The sequence below is a fragment of the Flavobacterium facile genome, assembly GCF_036321945.1.
GTDB lineage: Bacteria > Bacteroidota > Bacteroidia > Flavobacteriales > Flavobacteriaceae > Flavobacterium > Flavobacterium facile.
Window position 1 is genome coordinate 1 of record NZ_JAZAYT010000033.1, and the last position, 14,806, is coordinate 14,806.

Consider the following 14,806-nt stretch of genomic DNA (forward strand, 5'->3'; position numbering starts at 1 on the left):
TTCATCAATAATTTTTAATTTTAAGTCAAATCCAACGGATTTTTTTTGACAGTGTGGTTGGTTTTCTTTCATATTGTCCTGTAAATAGTTGTTGATTTTTTGTCAACCTATTTCAGGATTTTACATTGTCAAAGGTTACACATAACGGGCCGCGGCTTGCTGAAGTGGCGACTTCGTAAATTATTATTTTCTATCAAAGATACAATTTCTTGCGAAAGAAAAACGTGAATCTACTACAAAATTAGCCATTTTAGCAAACCGCTGTTAAATACAGGTTTTTGTTATTCCAATGAGTTTTACTTCGTAAGTTTTCTGAATTAATTCGGAAAACGCTCAATTTCCGCAATACTTTTCCGCAAAATTTTTCAAGATAGCATTTCCGATTCGATAAGTTTTTCGTAATCTAAATCAAGTAGTAATTTCCGATTCAATATTTTTTTGCAATACTTTTCCGCAAACCAATTCAAGTAACGATTTCCGATTCTACAATTTTTACGCAATACTTTTTCGCAAACCAATTCAAGAATCGATTTCAGTTCATAAAGTTTTTTCGCAAACTATTTCCGCCATCAATTTTGTATTCTACCATTTTCGACAACAAATTAAAACTCAAAAATTTTAAATAAAATAATTGTATTTTTTTAAATTTAAAACAAAAATAGGAGCGAAGTGTTTTCTGAAAATAGATGTGAAAATAATCAGATTTTATTCAGCGTTCTCGATTCCACAAAACTTGTATTTAACGTTTCGGGGCTTTGCGTTCGGGCGGGAAATCGAAGCACAAAAGCTGGTTTTATTACTAATGTTTAATTGAAAAACTGCTGTTGAATTTTGCACTTCAGCCCGCCTGACGCAAAACCCTTGTTGGTGGCAGTTTTTATTTTTTATTTCTACGGGGCCAGTATGATAAAACTAATATCACTAAAAAAATAGGCACTACTACCCACAACAATAGTCTATCATATGTTTGCCACCATTTTCTTGGTACACCAATATTTTCAATTTTGTCTAAAAATTCATTGTCTTTTGTAGTAACCTGTGAGAAATTGAAATCTTCAAACACATAAGAAGTATCATCTACTTTTACATCACAATATTTACCAACATAGTAAACACCTTTTTCATTTGAATGGTGTTTTAAAACGCCTCTTTGTATTGTATTGGCATCCGGTTTGTTTCTACCTTTTAGCCTTTTTGTCCAAAATAAAATTTTACTTTTATTATTGTCATATAAGTAAGGACGAAATATAAAACTATATGTTCCATTTTTTATTTTTTTATCTGTATTTTGTAAATCTTCCCATTCGCAGTCACTCACATTAATGTTCTTAATTGTTATCATCTTATTGAGATATTGTTCGGGATTTTTCAATACATCAGCATATTCAACAAATGAACTATTGCTTTTTGCATTCTGTTTCATTTGTTCGGTTTTTTCTTTTAATTCTTTCAAATCCTCCTGCGAAACTTGTGCAAATAATGCTAGTGGATAAATGCACAAGAGAAAAATTAGTGTTTTTATAATATGTTTCATTATTAAGTTTAGTTTTGAGTTGTTTCTTTTTGTCAGGCGGTTTCAAGTTTCTATTGCAATATTTTGGGTTATGAATTTACCGTTTTATTTCCCAAATTTTTGAATGATTTGGTTTGAAAATTCGAAAATAAAACTGCTGTTGAATTTTGCACTTCAGTCCGCCTGACGTAAAACCCTTGTTGGGGGCAGTTTTTTTATATACTTGTTGTAGTAATTTTTTGCTTCGAGTTTGTTTATCACAACAAAATTTAACAATTCAAACTTTAGGATGCCAGTTTCTTTTTTACCGCTTAACAATAGCCACAAATCCTGTTTACACTCCTTTGCATCATTATAGTTTTGAACAATAAATGTATTAAGATTGTCATCACAAGTAGCATCACAGAAATATAAATTATAGATTGTATTAGTAGGGTATTCTGTAAAAACTATTTTTTGATTGACCATCGTTATTTTACCAACCACATTATCTTGCTTATTTTGTATCTCTAAATTTTCTAAATCAGCACAAGAAAGACAATGCTTTTCTCCGACAAATTCATTTAAATTTGAATTATTGTAAATTTGAATTATTTTATAAAGCACTATCAAAGTGATAAATAAAATTACGAAAATAATTATATTTCTTTTCACAAATCTTTTTTATTTATTAAAGTTATTCTTTATGTTTAAACTCATAATTGTATCTTATTTGCAGGTGTTTGTAAAATTGCCACCAACGTTTTAGGGCTTTGCGTTCGGGCGGGAAATTAAAACACAAAAGCCGATATTATTACTAAAGTTCATTTGAAAAACTACTGTTGAATTTTGCACTTCAGCCCGCCTGACGCAAAACCCTTGTTAGCGGTAGTTTTTAATCTTCCTGAATTAGGTCCAAAACTCTTGCACTGTCCCATTCTTCTTTATCGTCATTAAATATTCTTAGCCAATCAATATTAATTATTTCAATTTTGTTGTTATTAGTTTCGTCCCATTTTATTTTTAGTCCGTTGTTTACTAATTTTTTAGCGATTTGCCTCCCTATTTTTAACTGCTCAATTTGTCTTTTGTTTTCATCTTCTTCTAAACTGTCAAACCCGATTAACAATGTTTTCGATTCAGGATTTAGGGCTATTTCTAAATCTTGGTAATGATAATAGCAATAACCAACTGCTTTTGGCTCAATTTCATACTCCTCAAAGTCTGCCCATAAACTTGATACTTCCGCAATTGCATCAGAATTTTCATAGCCTTGATTATGTAAAGAAATGATTTTACACTCAGAACAAAGTTCGTCAAAAGCAATTTTTAATTTTTCAGGGTCTGTTGGGTGTGTCCAAGTAATACTTTGAGCTAAACGATTTTCGTATTCTTTTTTTATGATTTCCCTTATCCACTTTTTTGTCGTTTTGTCTGTCAGCTCATAATCCTCTACAATTGACAGAATAATGTCTGTAAGTTCTTTTTGTGAATAGAACCCCATATTTGTATAAGTCTTAATTCTTTCTTGAATTTGTATTTGATGGTCTGTCATAATGTAGTCTGTTTAAAATTACCGCTAACTCTAATATATACGAAATCGAAATTTCGAATACTTGGTTATTGTTTTGTTATTTAATGTTTTAAGTAAAATATATTTATAAAAGCGCATTGCGTAAAATGAAATATGGTTTTACTTGTTGTTTCAAATTCAAATATAGTATTTTTTTTACAAAAAATCTAATGGACTAACAATTTTTCTTAAACTATTATCCGTAACCTGGGTGTAAACTAATGTAGTTTTTATATCGCTATGTCCTAATAAATCCTGAATAAAGCGAATATCTGTGCCGTTTTCCAATAAATGTGTAGCAAAACTATGTCGTAAACTATGAACTCCTACTTTTTTTATAATATTTGCTTTTTTTGCAGCAATTCTAAATATTTGTTGAATACTTCTAACGGAATAAGCACCACCATATTGCCCTTCAAATAAATATTCTTTCGGTTTGTACGTTTTATAATAGTCTCTAAGTTGAGGTAAAATGCTTTCGGGTAAATTTACATAACGGTCTTTTTTGCCTTTCCCACGTACTATAAATACGCGCATGGCTTTGCTATCAATATGTTCTATTTTTAAATTTATGACTTCCGAAACGCGTAAACCCATGCCGTAAATTAACTTTAAAATGGTATTGTGCTTTAAGTTTTCTGTATGGTGTAACAAACTTTTTACTTCCGAAAGGTGTAACGCTTTAGGTAATATCAATTGTTTTTTTGGTCGGGGTAACTCTAAAAGTAATTGTGGCTGTAGTAATACTTTTTCGTAATAAAATTTTATGCCATTAATACGACTATGTAAAGTGTTTTCAGCATATTTCAAAATGTTTATGCAATGAAGTAAATAATTTTGTACCTCTGTAAGGGCGCAGTTTGTCGCCGGTTTATCCTGAAGGTAATACAAATATTGTGCAAAATCTTGAATGTAGGTTCGAATAGTGTTCGGACTGTAACCAAACAATTGCAATTGATTAACGAGCTTCTGAATTTCACCTTTGTTTTGATCAGAAATTTTACTTAATACAAGTTTTCCAATTACGGGCGTTTCCGGAATGTTGAATCGTTTTCTGTATTCAGAATTATTTGGTAAATACCACATTTTGTGTGTGTTACTCCAGTTTCTTCCTACACAGTTTTTAATTTCTGTTAAAAACGGAATGTCATTCGTAATTTTAAAGAAAATGACATTTTTTTCACGATGTTTACCTAATATAATTTCATAAGGCATAGACAAGTTTATTTTGGCGGTTACCTCACAAATTTAATTTAAATTTTTATAGTTTCAAAAAATAAATTTGTTTTAAAAACGAAACGTCTTGTATAGCCTCGATAGGAGCAAAGTACCATGTACTGCGGATAGCGGGTGTGAAGTTGTTTGAAAGGAGATTTGTCTGCTCCTAAAAAAAAACCACTAATTTCTCAGTGGCTTTGTAGTTGTTCGTTGAAATTATTTTATTTTCAATGTTCAAACCCAAATCGAATGGTAACATCTAACTCAATAATAGCGATGTCTTTTATGGTTTTGAATTTTATGCAATATCCTGTTATTCTTGTTTTTTATTAATGATTCGATAATGTTTCCAATAGATGTTCCAAATTGTCAATAGACATAGTAAAGCCTTCTTTGAAACCCATTGCGATCATTCTTTCTAAACGTTCCAGTGATTCATTATAAATACGAATAGATACTTTTGTAATTCCGTTTTGCTCACTGAAATTGTATTCCCATTCAGAACCAGGCAATTCAGGATTTTCGTTAACATCTGCAAAAGAATTATACATTTTAAAATTGGTTTTTGGAGTTATAGAAGTGTATTCTTGAATGGACCAACGTTCTAATCCTTCCGGACTTACCATCGCATAAAATCTTTTGCCACCTACTTCAAAATTCATGTATTTGGTTTTAGACGACCAAGGTTTTGGCGCCACCCATTGATCCAATAATTCTGGTTTTGTAAAAGCATCCCAAACTAAGGAAAGTTCCGCATTAAATTCTCTAGTTATGTGTACCGTTTTTTCGGATTTGTCAAGAGTAAAGTCAAATATTAAATTAGGATTCATCTTATTGTTTTTTTATGGTTTCTAAAAGTTCGTCAAGTTGATTAAATCGGGTTTCCCAAATTTTTCGGTATTGTTCAAGCCATTTGTCAATTTCTTTCATTTTTTCAATTTCAAGCGAGTAATAAATTTCTCTGCCTTGATGCACTTGTTTTACCAAGTCACATTCAATTAAAATTCGTAAATGTTTAGAAACGGCTTGTCTTGTAGTATTAAAATTTTCTGCAATTGCATTAGGTGTCATAGCTTGAATGGCTATTAAAGCAATAATGCTTCGTCTTGTTGGATCGGCAATGGCTTGAAAAATATCTCTTCTCATTTTAAAAGTGTTTAATACGAAACTAATTGGTTGCAAATATACGTGCAACTTTTCGGTTTCGCAAATTTTAGAATAGTTTTTTTAAGAATGTAGATTTATAATAAGAAATGGGAACACAAAAAAAGCGACTAATTTCTTAGTCGCTTTTTAGAATTTATATTTTAGAATTTATTTAGAAAGCGTTTTCATTTCTTTTTCTAACATATCGTAAAACTGGTCAATTTTTGGCATAATGATAATGCGCGTTCTACGGTTTTTAGCTCTGTTTTCTGCCGTGTCATTTTCTACTAACGGAATAAAAGAACTTCTTCCAGCCGGAATTAATTGTTTCGGATTTACACCTAAATCATTTTGTAACACACGTACAATTGAAGTCGAACGTTTCACAGATAAATCCCAGTTGTCTAATAATACCGAATTTTTAATCGGCACATTGTCTGTATGACCTTCCACCATACATTCGAAATCTGGTTTGCTGTTTACTACTTTCGCCACTTTCGCTAAAACGTTTTTCGCTTTTAAATTCACATCATAACTTCCTGATTTAAATAATAAATTATCAGCAATAGAAATCATAACTACACCTTTTTCAACGTTGATGTTAATGTCTGGATCGTCAATACCAACTTCACGTTTCAAACTCGTAACTAAAGCTAATGTAACACTGTCTTTTTTAGTTAATGCATCTTGTAAACGCGTAATTTTTAAATCTTTTTCGCGTAAGCTTTCAAGTGATTTTTCAAGGTTTTGAGCACCTTTTGTAGTTAAAACAGTCATTTCTTTTGAACTGTTTATTAAATCAGAATTATTTTTCTTTAAATAATCCAATTGGCTCATTAAACTACTTTTTTCAGCATTTAATAAGTCTTTTTCAGACAAACAACTGTTTAACTTAACAGTTGCCGAATTTAATAAATCTTGAGTTTGTTTTTGTTGCGCTTCTAAGGCTGCGAATTTCTTTTTAGAAACACACGACGTAAGCACAAAGGGAATTGTTGCGGCTAAAATTAGTACTTTTCTCATTTTAATAGGATTTTTTACAAAGTTATACAGAAAAAATCATACCAAAGTGTAACGAAAAGTGAAATTTTAGTTAAAAAAGTTTTAAGTCAGAAGTTAGATGCTGGAAGTCAGCAGGTTTTAGTTTTTAATTTTTAGCAAAGCTGAAAACTTAAATGACTTATGAGTTTAAATTTTATTAATGTGTTTTTATTCCCCTCTTTTAGAGGGGTGCCCGAAGGGTGGGGTGTCAAATAACTTGACTTTTTTTTAGGACTTTTCGTTGAATCTTATTAATCTCTCAAGTTTTTTTTTTTCTGAAAAATCTATGTTCTCTCTTTTAAGCGAAGCGACTTTTTTCACATAAAAACCTATTTGCCTATGTGTTTAAAAAAATCTGTTTTCTGTAGAGTCTATGTTCTCTCTTTTAAGCGAAGCGACTTTTTTCACATAAAAACCTATTTGCCTATGTGTTTCAAATAAAATCCGTTTCTTACTTTAAACGCTCAAAAGTCTTCTTTTTCCCAACAAAATAGCTCCAAACAATAGATTTCGTATAGAAATAATCTCTTTTTTGATAAGAACTTCTCTTTTTTAGATTTCTGGAAAGTAAATGATAAAAATAGAAATGCGCTTTTAAAATCGCCCAAAAATGATTGAATTTTCCTTGAAAAATAAATTGCAAACCAGCCACACCATCTAAACACAATCTTGCAAAAATAATAGGGAATAATTTCCCTTTCGGAAGATTTTTAGTCAGCATTAATAACGAATTTCGAAAATTCAGAAAGGTTTTCTTTGGATTCGCTTCGTTTAAAGTCGCACCACCAACGTGATATACCACAGAAGTCGGACAATATTTTGCTGTAAATCCTAAATTATTAGCGCGCCAACACAAATCAATTTCCTCCTGATGTGCGAAAAAGTCATCATCAAAACCTTGTAAGGTTCTATACACTTCTTTTCGAATAAAAAAACAAGCACCAGTGGCCCAAAACACTTCAGTTTCTTGATTATATTGTCCTAAATCTTCTTCCAACGTATCAAAAATTCGACCTTTACAAAACGGATAGCCATATTTATCAATAAATCCGCCAGCGCCGCCTGCATATTCGAAATGCGTTTTCTTTTTAAAATCTAATAATTTAGGTTGAATGATAGCTGTTTTCGGTTCGTTATCAAAAATGGCTTCAATCGGTTGCAACCAATTTTCGGTAACTTCAATATCCGAATTTACTAATGCGTAATAAGGTTCTTCTACAAATCTCAACGCTTCATTATACCCTTTTGCAAAGCCAAAATTACCTGTGTTTTCTATGATTTTTACAGAAGGAAATTCGTTTTTCAAAACGTCAATAGAAGTATCTGTTGAAGCATTATCCGCTACATAAATCGTAGCATTTCCAGAAAACTGAATCACAGATGGCAAGAATTGCTGCAATAATTTCGCACCATTCCAATTTAAGATAACTACGGCTGTTTTAGTCAATTTCAATGTCAATTACAATATCAAAAATCAAGTTCAATATCAAGTTTAAATTATAAGCTTTTATTTTAAAATAAATTTTGAAATGAACTGCTTTTTATCATTCATTTTCTCCCATTCTCCCATTCTCCTTTTCATAAAATGGTAATTCCTTCAAAAAAGTATATTGTTCTTTTTCAAAATCCATTTGGCAAAAATAATGATTTAATCCGTTCGTAACCATTAAATATTCGGCTTTCAAAGTAAAATTATACCGCGCAATTTGATCAAAAGTGTTTTGAGATATCGTTACATCTGGTTGTTTGCATTCTACAATCAAAAAAATACTGCCATCAGAATTAAAAACTACAATATCGTAACGTTTACTCATTCCGTTAATTTTCACTTGTTTTTCAACATTAAGTAACGATTTAGGATAGTTGCATTCTTCCATCAAATAGAAAACCGTATGTTGTCTAACCCATTCTTCCGGAGTTAACACCACAAATTTTTTTCTAATTTCATCAAAAATAGCAACTTTATTTTCACTATTTTTGAACCGAAACGAGTAGGATGGAAAATTCAACTTATTCAATGTTTATAGTTTATTGTTAATTGTTAATTGTTTGTTGTTTGAATGGCAAAAATAGAAAAATTTGAGGATTTAGAAATTTGGAATATTTCTCGTGATATTTGTAAAGATATTGAAATCTTGTTTGAAACCACTGGTTTAGGAAAAAGATATTCATTAAGAGACCAAATGGATAGAAGTTCAGGTTCAATTATGGATAACATTGCAGAGGGTTTTGAAAGAAATGGAAACAGAGAATTTATTAATTTTTTGAGTTATTCAAAAGGTTCGTGTGGCGAATTAAAATCACAATTGTACAGATCTTTCGATAAAAATATAATTTCTGAAGAACAATTTCGAGTAACTTCACAAAAAATAGAACTAGTAAAAAACAAAATCGGAGCATTTATGAAATATTTAAATACTTCTGAAATTAAAGGTTTGAAGTTTAACAATAAACAATAAACAATAAACCAAAAACAACAAAAAAAAACAATGACAGACGTTATTAAAATAGTTAACGATATTAAATCTAGAAATTTTAAACCTGTATATTTTTTATGCGGAGAAGAAGCGTATTATATAGATAGAATTTCCGATTTAATTGAAGAAACGGCACTTACAGAAGATGAAAAAGCATTCAATCAGATAGTTTTATACGGAAGAGATACCTCGGTGGAAGAAATAGTTTCTACTGCGAAACGTTTTCCGATGATGGCAGATTATCAGGTGGTTATTGTAAAAGAAGCGCAGAATTTAGTTAAAACGTTTGAAAATTTCGCCAATTATATGGCCAATGTACAACCAACAACCATTTTAGTTTTTGCTTACAGAGCGAAACCTGATGGAAGAAAGAAAATTTTCAAAACGATTAAAGATATTGGTGTGTATTTTGAAAGTAAAAAACTGTACGATAACCAAGTTCCAGAATGGATTGTAAAAGTTTTAAAAGGTCAGAATTACGGAATTGAACCAAAAGCTGCAGCGATGTTAGCAGAATTTTTAGGTACAGATTTAGCGAAAATTAATAACGAATTAGATAAACTAAAAATCGTTTTTCCAGCCGGACACGTTTTTACGCCAAAAAATATAGAAGAAAACATAGGTTTCAGTAAAGATTATAATATTTTCGAATTGAAATCGGCATTAGCGCTTAGGAATCAAGAAAAAGCATATAATATCATTCATCATTTTGCTTTTAACATGAAAGAAACCCCCATGGTATTAGTAACCGGACAAATGTTTTCTTTTTTCTCACAATTGTTACAATTCCACGGATTAAAAGATAAATCCAAATTTAATGCCGCAAAAGCATTAGGAGTCAATCCCTTTTTTATAGACGAATACGCTACTGCTGCTCAAAATTTCCCTATGCGAAAAGTGAGTCAAATTATAGAAGTCATTAGAGATATTGATGTAAAATCCAAAGGTGTAGGCGCAGGTTCCATGAAAGAAGATGATATGTTAAAAGAAATGGTCTATAAAATATTCAATTAATCCGTCATAGTAAACCTACTTCATATTCATTTAAAAGCACCTTCAAAAAGTAGATAAAGTATAAATAGTGTATAGATAGTGTATGGATAGTGTATAGATAGTGTATGGATAGTGAAGGTGCGAAATCATAAATAACACACTACTTTAGTAATAATTAGGTAGTTTAATTTTAACTAGTATTGTTTCTTTATAGTATAAAAAATCCCGATATTTGCAGTCCTAAATTTATAAAATTAAAAAGATGAACAAAAATACAGTATTAGCTTGGGCTACAGGTATCATGGTGATAATGGGATTAATTATAATGGGTTTAGCTGTTTACAGATACGATGATGTTGCAGGTTGGGGCTTTGCCGCAGTTGCCGTAGGTTTTTTTGCAAATGCATGGGTTTTTAACGCCTTAAAAGGAAGAATGTAATTCTAATATACGAACTAAGAATAGGATATACGAAGTTTGAGTTCGAGAGTTTTAAACTTGAAACTTGAAACAAAAAATAAACAAATAAAAATAAATTATGTCAGACGATAAGAAAGTAATTTTCTCAATGCAAAAATTGAGTAAAAGTTATCCAGGAGCAGATAAACAAGTACTTAAAAATATATATTTAAGCTTCTTTTATGGAGCAAAAATTGGAATTCTTGGATTGAACGGTTCAGGAAAATCATCTTTATTAAAAATTATTGCAGGTATTGATAAGAATTATCAAGGTGATGTGGTGTTTCAACCAGGTTATACTGTTGGTTATTTAGAGCAAGAACCACTTTTAGATGAAACTAAAACGGTTATTGATATTGTTCGTGAAGGAGCAGCAGAAACATTCGAATTATTAGCAGAATTCAATAAAATTAATGACGATTTCGCTTTGCCTGAGGTGTATGAAAACCCTGAGAAGATGGAAAAGTTAATGGATCGTCAAGCAGAATTACAAGATAGAATTGACGCTTCAGGTGCTTGGGAAATTGATACCAAATTAGAAATCGCCATGGACGCACTTCGTACGCCAGATCCAGAAACTCCAATTTCTGTTTTATCTGGTGGTGAAAAACGTCGTGTAGCTTTATGTCGTTTACTTTTACAACAACCAGATGTATTATTATTAGATGAGCCAACCAACCACTTGGATGCCGAATCAGTACTTTGGTTAGAACAACATTTAGCACAATATTCTGGAACTGTAATTGCCGTAACGCACGATAGATATTTCTTAGATAACGTTGCAGGTTGGATTTTAGAGTTAGATAGAGGAGAAGGTATTCCATGGAAAGGAAATTATTCTTCTTGGTTAGACCAAAAGTCAACTCGTATGGCGCAGGAAGAAAAAGTAGCTTCTAAACGTAGAAAAAACTTAGAACGTGAGTTAGACTGGGTTCGTCAAGGAGCAAAAGGGCGTCAAACCAAACAAAAAGCGCGTTTACAGAACTACGATAAATTATTAAACGAAGACCAAAAAGAACTAGACGAGAAATTAGAAATTTATATTCCTAATGGACCACGTTTAGGAACGAATGTTATTGAAGCTAAAAATGTAGCCAAAGCATTTGGTGACAAATTATTATATGACGATTTAAATTTCGTTTTACCACAAGCTGGAATTGTTGGAATTATCGGACCAAATGGTGCCGGTAAATCTACTATCTTCAAAATGATTATGGGCGAACAACAAGTAGACTCAGGAAGTTTTGAAGTTGGTGAAACAGTAAAAATCGCATATGTAGATCAATCGCACTCTAATATTGATGTTAACAAAACACTTTGGGAAAACTTCTGTGATGGTCAAGAATTGATTATGATGGGCGGACGTCAAGTAAATTCAAGAGCTTATTTATCTCGTTTCAACTTTGGTGGAAGTGATCAAAATAAAAAAGTAGCAACGCTTTCTGGTGGAGAACGTAATCGTTTACACTTAGCCATGACATTAAAAGAAGAAGGAAACGTTTTACTTTTAGATGAGCCAACGAATGATTTAGATATCAATACACTTCGTGCTTTAGAAGAAGGTTTAGAGAATTTTGCAGGTTGTGCCGTAATTATTTCTCACGACAGATGGTTCCTAGACAGAGTTTGTACACATATCTTAGCATTTGAAGGCGATTCACAAGTATATAGTTTCGAAGGAAGTTTTACTGAATATGAAGAAAACAAACGCAAACGATTAGGTAAGGATGTAACACCTACTCGTATCAAATACAAGAAGTTAATTCGATAATTTGTAAATAATTTATATTAAAAATCCTGATTTATATCAGGATTTTTTTATTTTTACAATTCTCAACTCATAAAATGAAAGTAAAGCTATATTTCATACTCCTTATAATTCTCCTTATCCCAAAATTACTTTTTGCTCAAGTTGCTGTAAACAATAGAGTAGTAGCTATAACAACATTAAAGAAGGCAATTAATGATTTAAATAATTTGAATTGTAAATCGTCTTTAGAAAATTCTCAACAAGTCCTTCAATATGCTTTAAAAACTGACGATTATAGTTTTGCTGCAAAAGCCTACAATATAATTGGATTAAATTACGAAGAATTTTCAGATTTAAAAAAAGCCATTTATTACTACGAAAGAGGAATTGAATATGCTTATAAAGCTAACGATATTCAGTTATTAGATTTTCTACATAACAATCTTGGAAATGTTTATTTTTTCAGATTAAATAACCCAAGAAAAGGATTAAAATATTACATCAAATGTTATGAATATTCTAAACAAAATGGTGTAAAAACAGATATAGCGTATGCAGAAGTAAATATTGCTGATGCTAATATGGAATTAGGTGATTATAAAACGGCAAAAATATTTTTAGATAGAATTAATTCTTTTGCAAAAAACACGAAGGATTTTGAAATTTTAGTAACATATCATTCCTTATTAGGAAAATATTATTCCAATATGAATGATAAAAAAAATGCTGGAATTAATTATGAAAAAGTAATAAATAAATTAAAAGTAGGTGACAAAAATTTTATCAAAGCGAATGAATTAGAATTGTATGATGAAATTTATGCTTTTTATAAAAAATATAATAATGTGCCTAAAGCTTTGCGTTTCTTGGAAATGCATGATAGTCTACAAGATGTTGTTTATATAAAAGAAAGAAATCAGGAAATTAAGTTTTCAGGATCTTCAATTGATGTGATTGAAATGAACAATAAAATTCAGAAAATTGCTTCTGAGAAAAAAGTGCAAGATCAAAAAATGACAGCCTCATCAAAACTTGTAAAAATGAGTTTGTTTTTCGCTGGTATTTTATTGGTTTTTCTGATTGTTATGTTTAAAATCTATTTAGATTATAGAAAATTAAATAAAAAACTGTTTGAATCCAACGAACAATTGAAAATTGCCAACACAAAATCGGAAGAAGCTTCTTTATTAAAATCTCAATTTTTATCTAATGTAAGTCATGAACTAAGAACACCTTTATACGGCGTAATTGGAATGGCGGACATTATTGAAAATGAACATGTTGAATTGAAGAAAGACAAGTATTTTAATGCCTTAAAATTCTCCTCTAATTATTTGTTGTCCTTAATTAACGATGTTTTAAATGTATACAAAATTGAAGACACAAAATTTGAATTAATTTATGAAAATGTAGAAATTAGAAAAGAAATTTCTGTCATTAGAGAATCATTGGGAATTATTGCAAAATCAAATAAAAACGAATTAAATATCCACGTTTCTGACGCTGTTCCTCTAATAATAAAAACCGATTTAACTCGATTCTCACAAATTCTAATTAACTTGATTAGTAACTCTTTAAAGTTTACTAAAAAAGGGGTAGTTTCTATTAAATTACAACTTTTAGAAGAAGATGCCGTTCAGAAAATTCAAATTCAAATTGAAGATAATGGAATAGGAATTCCAGAAGAATATTTAGACAAAATTTTTGAAAAATTTGTGCAAGTTGACGTCAATTTAAATGAGCAATATAAAGGAACTGGATTGGGATTATCCATTGTGAAAAGATTAGTCGATTTGTTTAAAGGAGAAATTTCAGTCAAAAGTAAAATAAACGAAGGAACCATTTTTACCGTAAAAATTCCTTATATCCAAGCAGATTCTGAAGTAATATTTAAACAAAATACGGTTTTAGACACAAAAAACAGTAAGACACATTTGAAAATTCTTATCGTAGAAGATAATAAAATCAATCAAATGGTAACCAAAAAATTATTAGACAAAAGTGATCATACTTGTAAAATTGCTGAAAATGGATTAGAAGCAATTGCATTAGTTAAAAAACATAAGTTTGATTTGATATTAATGGATATTCACATGCCAGTTTTAAACGGATTTGATGCTTCTAAAAGAATCAGAGAACTAGGTGTTTTAACACCAATTATTGCTTTGACAGCTTCAGATAAAAATGAAATAATTAATGAAATGGCCATTAATGGAATTAATGATGTTTTAGTAAAGCCTTTCGAAATTAAAGATTTGCAAGTAATTATAGAGAAACATGTGTAAATTATATTTGAAATGATTGAATTTGTAATTTTACCTCTTCTTTATATTTAAGCTATGAAAAATTTTAAATTTATTTTCTTTTTTTTATTGGTTTTCAATATACATTTTTCCCAAACAAATGTAAATAGTGATGAGGAGGCTCAAAAATTATTTACCATTGCGAGTACTAATTTTTACAATCTAAATAATAAAGAATCTATAAAACAAACCGAAAAAATACTTACCTATTCTTTAAAAAAACAAAATTTTGAACTAGCGGCTAAAGCATATAATTTATTAGGATTAAATTTTGAACAATTTACAGATTATAAAAAAGCAATTAAGTTATACAAAGAGGAATACTATGTGCTTCCAAAATAAATAACAATGCTGCT

General features: G+C 30.2%; 15 protein-coding genes. 6 read left to right on the forward strand and 9 right to left on the reverse strand.

Annotated features, from left to right (window positions below; genetic code table 11):
* Window positions 1-877 precede the first annotated feature (877 nt).
* The 9 genes from UEQ13_RS09060 to UEQ13_RS09100 form a co-directional block, all read right to left on the reverse strand.
* Window positions 878-1,423, reverse strand: coding sequence for a hypothetical protein (locus UEQ13_RS09060; protein ID WP_329806031.1), 546 nt, complete (start codon window positions 1,421-1,423; stop codon window positions 878-880).
* Window positions 1,424-1,687: 264 nt separating this feature from the next.
* Window positions 1,688-2,167: a hypothetical protein gene (locus tag UEQ13_RS09065; RefSeq protein WP_329806032.1), complete on the reverse strand. Its 480-nt coding sequence runs from the start codon at window positions 2,165-2,167 to the stop codon at window positions 1,688-1,690.
* A gap of 220 nt (window positions 2,168-2,387) precedes the next feature.
* Window positions 2,388-3,047 carry a DUF6891 domain-containing protein gene (locus UEQ13_RS09070; RefSeq protein ID WP_329806033.1) on the reverse strand — a complete coding sequence of 220 codons (660 nt, stop codon included), beginning with the start codon at window positions 3,045-3,047 and terminating at the stop codon, window positions 2,388-2,390.
* 174 nt (window positions 3,048-3,221) lie between these two features.
* Complete coding sequence (locus UEQ13_RS09075) at window positions 3,222-4,280, reverse strand: tyrosine-type recombinase/integrase (protein ID WP_329806034.1); 1,059 nt, start codon at window positions 4,278-4,280, stop codon at window positions 3,222-3,224.
* 332 nt (window positions 4,281-4,612) lie between these two features.
* Window positions 4,613-5,113: an SRPBCC family protein gene (locus tag UEQ13_RS09080; RefSeq protein ID WP_329806035.1), complete on the reverse strand. Its 501-nt coding sequence runs from the start codon at window positions 5,111-5,113 to the stop codon at window positions 4,613-4,615.
* Window position 5,114: 1 nt separating this feature from the next.
* Entirely contained in the window at window positions 5,115-5,429 is a 315-nt protein-coding gene (locus tag UEQ13_RS09085) for an ArsR/SmtB family transcription factor (RefSeq protein WP_329806036.1), read from the reverse strand.
* 168 nt (window positions 5,430-5,597) lie between these two features.
* The gene (locus UEQ13_RS09090) at window positions 5,598-6,452 is read right to left on the reverse strand and encodes an OmpA/MotB family protein (RefSeq protein WP_329806037.1); all 855 of its coding nucleotides are present in this window, start codon (window positions 6,450-6,452) and stop codon (window positions 5,598-5,600) included.
* 469 nt (window positions 6,453-6,921) lie between these two features.
* Window positions 6,922-7,917, reverse strand: a complete 996-nt coding sequence (locus UEQ13_RS09095; RefSeq protein ID WP_329806038.1) for a glycosyltransferase family 2 protein — start codon at window positions 7,915-7,917, stop codon at window positions 6,922-6,924.
* Window positions 7,918-8,014: 97 nt separating this feature from the next.
* Window positions 8,015-8,488 carry a type I restriction enzyme HsdR N-terminal domain-containing protein gene (locus tag UEQ13_RS09100; protein WP_329806039.1) on the reverse strand — a complete coding sequence of 158 codons (474 nt, stop codon included), beginning with the start codon at window positions 8,486-8,488 and terminating at the stop codon, window positions 8,015-8,017.
* A 42-nt stretch (window positions 8,489-8,530) separates the two neighbouring features.
* On the opposite strand from UEQ13_RS09100, the gene UEQ13_RS09105 reads away from it, so the two are divergent.
* The 6 genes from UEQ13_RS09105 (at window position 8,531) to UEQ13_RS09130 (ending at window position 14,792) form a co-directional block, all read left to right on the forward strand.
* Window positions 8,531-8,929, forward strand: a complete 399-nt coding sequence (locus UEQ13_RS09105) for a four helix bundle protein (RefSeq protein WP_329806040.1) — start codon at window positions 8,531-8,533, stop codon at window positions 8,927-8,929.
* Window positions 8,930-8,959: 30 nt separating this feature from the next.
* On the forward strand, window positions 8,960-9,961 hold the full coding sequence (gene holA, locus UEQ13_RS09110) for a DNA polymerase III subunit delta (RefSeq protein ID WP_329806041.1): 1,002 nt from the start codon (window positions 8,960-8,962) through the stop codon (window positions 9,959-9,961).
* A 241-nt stretch (window positions 9,962-10,202) separates the two neighbouring features.
* Window positions 10,203-10,379 carry a CAL67264 family membrane protein gene (locus tag UEQ13_RS09115; RefSeq protein WP_329806042.1) on the forward strand — a complete coding sequence of 59 codons (177 nt, stop codon included), beginning with the start codon at window positions 10,203-10,205 and terminating at the stop codon, window positions 10,377-10,379.
* A 97-nt stretch (window positions 10,380-10,476) separates the two neighbouring features.
* Complete coding sequence (gene ettA / locus UEQ13_RS09120) at window positions 10,477-12,168, forward strand: energy-dependent translational throttle protein EttA (RefSeq protein ID WP_329806043.1); 1,692 nt, start codon at window positions 10,477-10,479, stop codon at window positions 12,166-12,168.
* Window positions 12,169-12,242: 74 nt separating this feature from the next.
* Complete coding sequence (locus tag UEQ13_RS09125; protein WP_329806044.1) at window positions 12,243-14,432, forward strand: ATP-binding protein; 2,190 nt, start codon at window positions 12,243-12,245, stop codon at window positions 14,430-14,432.
* 54 nt (window positions 14,433-14,486) lie between these two features.
* Window positions 14,487-14,792, forward strand: a complete 306-nt coding sequence (locus tag UEQ13_RS09130) for a hypothetical protein (protein WP_329806045.1) — start codon at window positions 14,487-14,489, stop codon at window positions 14,790-14,792.
* Window positions 14,793-14,806 lie beyond the last annotated feature (14 nt).

Excerpts from the sequence above, each read along its gene's own strand:
- UEQ13_RS09070 (WP_329806033.1), bottom strand. The coding sequence starts at position 3,047 with ATGACAGACCATCAAATACAAATTCAAGAAAGAATTAAGACTTATACA.
- UEQ13_RS09090 (WP_329806037.1), bottom strand. The coding sequence starts at position 6,452 with ATGAGAAAAGTACTAATTTTAGCCGCAACAATTCCCTTTGTGCTTACG.
- UEQ13_RS09125 (WP_329806044.1), top strand. The coding sequence starts at position 12,243 with ATGAAAGTAAAGCTATATTTCATACTCCTTATAATTCTCCTTATCCCA.
- UEQ13_RS09080 (WP_329806035.1), bottom strand. The coding sequence starts at position 5,113 with ATGAATCCTAATTTAATATTTGACTTTACTCTTGACAAATCCGAAAAA.
- UEQ13_RS09085 (WP_329806036.1), bottom strand. The coding sequence starts at position 5,429 with ATGAGAAGAGATATTTTTCAAGCCATTGCCGATCCAACAAGACGAAGC.
- UEQ13_RS09105 (WP_329806040.1), top strand. The coding sequence starts at position 8,531 with ATGGCAAAAATAGAAAAATTTGAGGATTTAGAAATTTGGAATATTTCT.
- UEQ13_RS09130 (WP_329806045.1), top strand. The coding sequence starts at position 14,487 with ATGAAAAATTTTAAATTTATTTTCTTTTTTTTATTGGTTTTCAATATA.
- ettA (WP_329806043.1), top strand. The coding sequence starts at position 10,477 with ATGTCAGACGATAAGAAAGTAATTTTCTCAATGCAAAAATTGAGTAAA.
- UEQ13_RS09115 (WP_329806042.1), top strand. The coding sequence starts at position 10,203 with ATGAACAAAAATACAGTATTAGCTTGGGCTACAGGTATCATGGTGATA.
- UEQ13_RS09075 (WP_329806034.1), bottom strand. The coding sequence starts at position 4,280 with ATGCCTTATGAAATTATATTAGGTAAACATCGTGAAAAAAATGTCATT.
- holA (WP_329806041.1), top strand. The coding sequence starts at position 8,960 with ATGACAGACGTTATTAAAATAGTTAACGATATTAAATCTAGAAATTTT.
- UEQ13_RS09060 (WP_329806031.1), bottom strand. The coding sequence starts at position 1,423 with ATGAAACAGAATGCAAAAAGCAATAGTTCATTTGTTGAATATGCTGAT.